1 protein-coding gene is annotated in these 4,524 nt (G+C 56.0%); it reads left to right on the forward strand.

Annotation, left to right across the window (positions count from 1 at the left end; genetic code table 11):
• A partial coding sequence (locus AAAH10_RS16460) for a beta strand repeat-containing protein (protein ID WP_343565572.1) occupies window positions 1-4,524 on the forward strand: 4,524 nt, incomplete at both ends.

The raw sequence follows: 4,524 nt of genomic DNA on the forward strand, positions 1-4,524 counted from the left end.
GATACTGCAAGCGACAGCATCCAGCTGGGCAGCAACATCACCTTTGAGGATGATGGCCCGACGATTTCGGCCACCGGTGCAGCCGATGCACTGACTGTTGACGAGACTGTTCTGAGCACGGATGCGACCGCGAACTTTGCGGACAACTTCACCGTTGATGCCGGTGCAGATGGTCTGGGTTCTGTTGCGTACGAACTGGCGATTGCCCAGAATGGTGTTGCGTCCGGTGTTGTTGACACCGCGACCGGTCAGGCTGTGACCCTGCATGACAATGCGGGTGTGATTGAAGGCCGCAATGCCGATGGCGATGTTGTCTTTACACTGTCCGTTGATGCCAACGGCACTGTTGAGCTTGACCAGCTGCGCGCTGTTCGTCACCCGAACACCAGCAGCAATGACGAGCCGATCAGCCTGAACGCGAATGTTGTGACCCTGACAGCCACTGTGACCGATGGTGACGGTGATACTGCAAGCGACAGCATCCAGCTGGGTTCCAATGTGACCTTCAGGGATGATGGTCCTGTTGCGAACAATCAGATTGATAGTGTTCGTGAAGATGCAACCGGCTTTGGAGCGGCAACGCTTCAGACTGTGGATGAAGGTCCTGAGCAAAATGGCGTAACCAATGCTCCTGCACGGGAAATTGGTCGGGATCAGCTGTTCTTCAATGAAGCTGAAAACCGTGGTGAAGTCCGGATTGAAGGCAATCTGGCTGCAGGTGGTGATGGAGCCAACGAGTTTCAGGACGGTTTCTCAGTGAATCTTCTCAATGGAGAAACGGTCTCCGTTGGCGAGGTTTCCGGTGGTGCCACCTATCGCTTCTTCACTCAGGATGCGAACGGCAACTTTGTGCTGCAAGGCACGGGTTCCTTTACCGCGACGTCTGATACAGAGGTCTTTGTGCAGGTCTTCAATCCTGCAGGTGGAACCTATGAAGGCGAGATCCGTGTTTCTTCCATTGGTGTCGAGAGCTTTGCCACCGGTAATGTTCTGACCGGTGTTGACGGTGATGGTGTTGCTGCAGCCGAAGATCAGAACACAACAGATGGTGTGGCTGACAATGCAGGCGCTGACGGTTTGCAGTCCATCAACTGGACAGATGAAACAAACGGGGAAATTCCGGGCACATACGGCACGCTTGTCGTTGATGCCGATGGCAACTATCGCTATGAACTGGACAACAGCTCTGCTGCTGTTCAGGCTCTGGATCCGGGACAAACTGTTCAGGAAACCTTCACTTACACCATTACGGATGGTGACGGTGATACCGATACAGCGACACTGGTTATCAATGTTCAGGGATCTGATGATGGTGTGACCATCAACGGCCTTGAGGCGGATGGCAACGATGTAACTGTTGACGAGGCGGGTCTGCCAGCGCGTGCCGGTGAGCCAGAGGGCAGCAATGAAGCTGCGGACAGCGAAACTGCAGGCAGCAGCTTTACCTTTGCGGCTGCAGACGGTTTTGCCACTGTTGCAATTGCCGGTCCTGGTGGCACCATCACACTGAATGCTGCAGATGCAGGCACACCGTTCACCGCTCAAACGCTGAGCGATGCGACGGGCACCCTGAGCATCACAGGCTTTACGCTGGATGCTGCGACGGGTCAGGGTACTGTGACCTACAGCTACACCCTGGCTGACAATGTCGACCATCCTGCGAACAACGACTTCTCTATTGATTACAATGTGGTTGTGACCGACACCGATGGTGACAGTGCCGGGGATGTCCTCTCTATTGCTGTTCTGGATGACGTTCCAACTGCGAACGATGATGCAGACTCTGTGACAGAGGACGGTTCGACTGTTGCAACCGGTAATGTGATCAGCGGCGTTGATGCTGCTGGTGGCGATGCGAATGCGACGGATGGTGTTGCTGATGTTGAAGGTGCGGATGGCATTGCCTCCATCACCTGGACAGATGCAAGCAACGGCGATGTTGCCGGTACACATGGTACGCTTACAGTAGGTGCCGATGGCAGCTACAGCTATGCTCTGAACAACAGCTCTGCTGCTGTACAGGGTCTGACAAATGGTGAGACCCTGACCGAGACCTTCGAGTACACCGTGACCGATGGTGACGGTGATACCGACACAGCGGTTCTGACCATCACCATCAACGGTGCGGATGATGTCGTGACCATCAACGGCCTTGAGGCGGATGGCAACGATGTGACCGTTGACGAGGCGGGTCTGCCGGCGCGTGCCGGTGAGCCAGAGGGCAGCAATGAGGCTGCGGACAGCGAAACTGCAGGCAGCAGCTTTACCTTTGCTGCTGCGGACGGTTTTGCCACTGTTGCAATTGCCGGTCCTGGTGGCACCATCACACTGAATGCTGCAGATGCAGGCACACCGTTCACCGCTCAAACGCTGAGCGATGCGACGGGCACCCTGAGCATCACCGGCTTTACGCTGGATGCTGCGACGGGTCAGGGCACTGTGACCTACAGCTACACCCTGGCTGACAATGTCGATCATCCTGCGAACAACGACTTCTCTGTTGATTACAATGTGGTTGTGACCGACACCGATGGTGACAGTGCCGGGGATGTTCTCTCTGTTGCTGTTCTGGATGACGTTCCAACTGCGAACGATGATGCAGACTCTGTGACCGAGGACGGTTCGACTGTTGCAACGGGCAATGTGATCAGCGGCGTAGATGCTGCTGGTGGCGATGCGAATGCGACGGACGGTGTTGCTGATGTTGAAGGTGCGGATGGCATTGCCTCCATCACCTGGACAGATGCAAGCAACGGCGATGTTGCCGGTACACATGGTACGCTTACAGTAGGTGCCGATGGCAGCTACAGCTATGCTCTGAACAACAGCTCTGCTGCTGTACAGGGCCTCGATAATGGCGAAACCCTGACGGAAACCTTCGAGTACACCGTGACCGATGGTGACGGCGATACCGACACAGCGGTTCTGACCATCACCATTAACGGTGTGGATGATGGTGTGACCATCAACGGCCTTGAGGCGGATGGCAACGATGTAACTGTTGACGAGGCGGGTCTGCCGGCGCGTGCCGGTGAGCCAGAGGGCAGCAATGAAGCTGCGGACAGCGAGACTGCAGGCAGCAGCTTTACCTTTGCGGCTGCAGACGGTTTTGCCACTGTTACAATTCAGGCCCCCGGTGGTGGTTCCATCACGCTGACGCCTGCGAACGTGGGTTCCAATATTACCGGTGTGGTTCTGAATGATGCGACAGGTACTCTGAGCATCACCGGCTTTGCGCTGGATGCTGCGACGGGTCAGGGCACTGTGACCTACAGCTACACTCTGGATGACAATGTCGACCATCCTGCGAACAACGACTTCTCTGTTGATTACAATGTGGTTGTGACCGACACCGATGGTGACAGTGCCGGGGATGTCCTCTCTGTTGCTGTTCTGGATGACGTTCCAACTGCGAACAACGATGCAGACTCTGTAACCGAGGACGGTCAGACTGTTGCAACGGGCAATGTGATCAGCGGCGTTGATGTCACCACCAACCCGGATGCGAATGCGACGGACGGTGTTGCTGATGTCGAAGGTGCGGATGGCATTGCCTCCATCACCTGGACAGATGCAAGCAATGGCGACGTTGCCGGTACACATGGTACGCTTACAGTAGGTGCCGATGGCAGCTACAGCTATGCTCTGAACAACAGCTCTGCTGCTGTACAGGGTCTGACAAATGGTGAGACCCTGACCGAGACCTTCGAGTACACTGTGACCGATGGTGACGGCGATACCGACACAGCGGTTCTGACCATCACCATCAACGGTGCGGATGATATCGTGACCATCAACGGCCTTGAGGCGGATGGCAACGATGTGACCGTTGACGAGGCGGGTCTGCCGGCGCGTGCCAGTGAGCCTGAAGGCAGCAATGAAGCTGCGGACAGCGAGACTGCAGGCAGCAGCTTTACCTTTGCGGCTGCGGACGGTTTTGCCACTGTTGCAATTGCCGGTCCTGGTGGCACCATCACACTGAATGCTGCGGATGCAGGCACACCGTTCACCGCTCAAACGCTGAGCGATGCGACGGGCACCCTGAGCATCACCGGCTTTACGCTGGATGCTGCGACGGGTCAGGGTACTGTGACCTACAGCTATACCCTGGTTGACAATGTCGACCATCCTGCGAACAACGACTTCTCCGTTGATTACAATGTGGTTGTGACCGACACCGATGGTGACAGTGCCGGGGATGTCCTTTCTGTTGCTGTCCTGGATGACGTTCCAACTGCGAACGATGATGCAGACTCTGTGACAGAGGACGGTTCGACTGTTGCAACCGGTAACGTGATCAGCGGCGTTGATGCTGCTGGTGGCGATGCGAATACGACGGACGGTGTTGCCGATGTTGAAGGTGCGGATGGTATTGCCTCCATCACCTGGACAGATGCAAGCAACGGCGATGTTGCCGGTACACATGGGACGCTTACAGTAGGTGCCGATGGCAGCTACAGCTATGCTCTGAACAACAGCTCTGCTGCTGTACAGGGTCTGACAAATGGTGAGACCCTGACCGAG

The sequence above is a fragment of the Carbonatibacter coralli genome (assembly GCF_039592655.1).
Taxonomy (GTDB): domain Bacteria; phylum Pseudomonadota; class Alphaproteobacteria; order Kiloniellales; family Kiloniellaceae; genus Carbonatibacter; species Carbonatibacter coralli.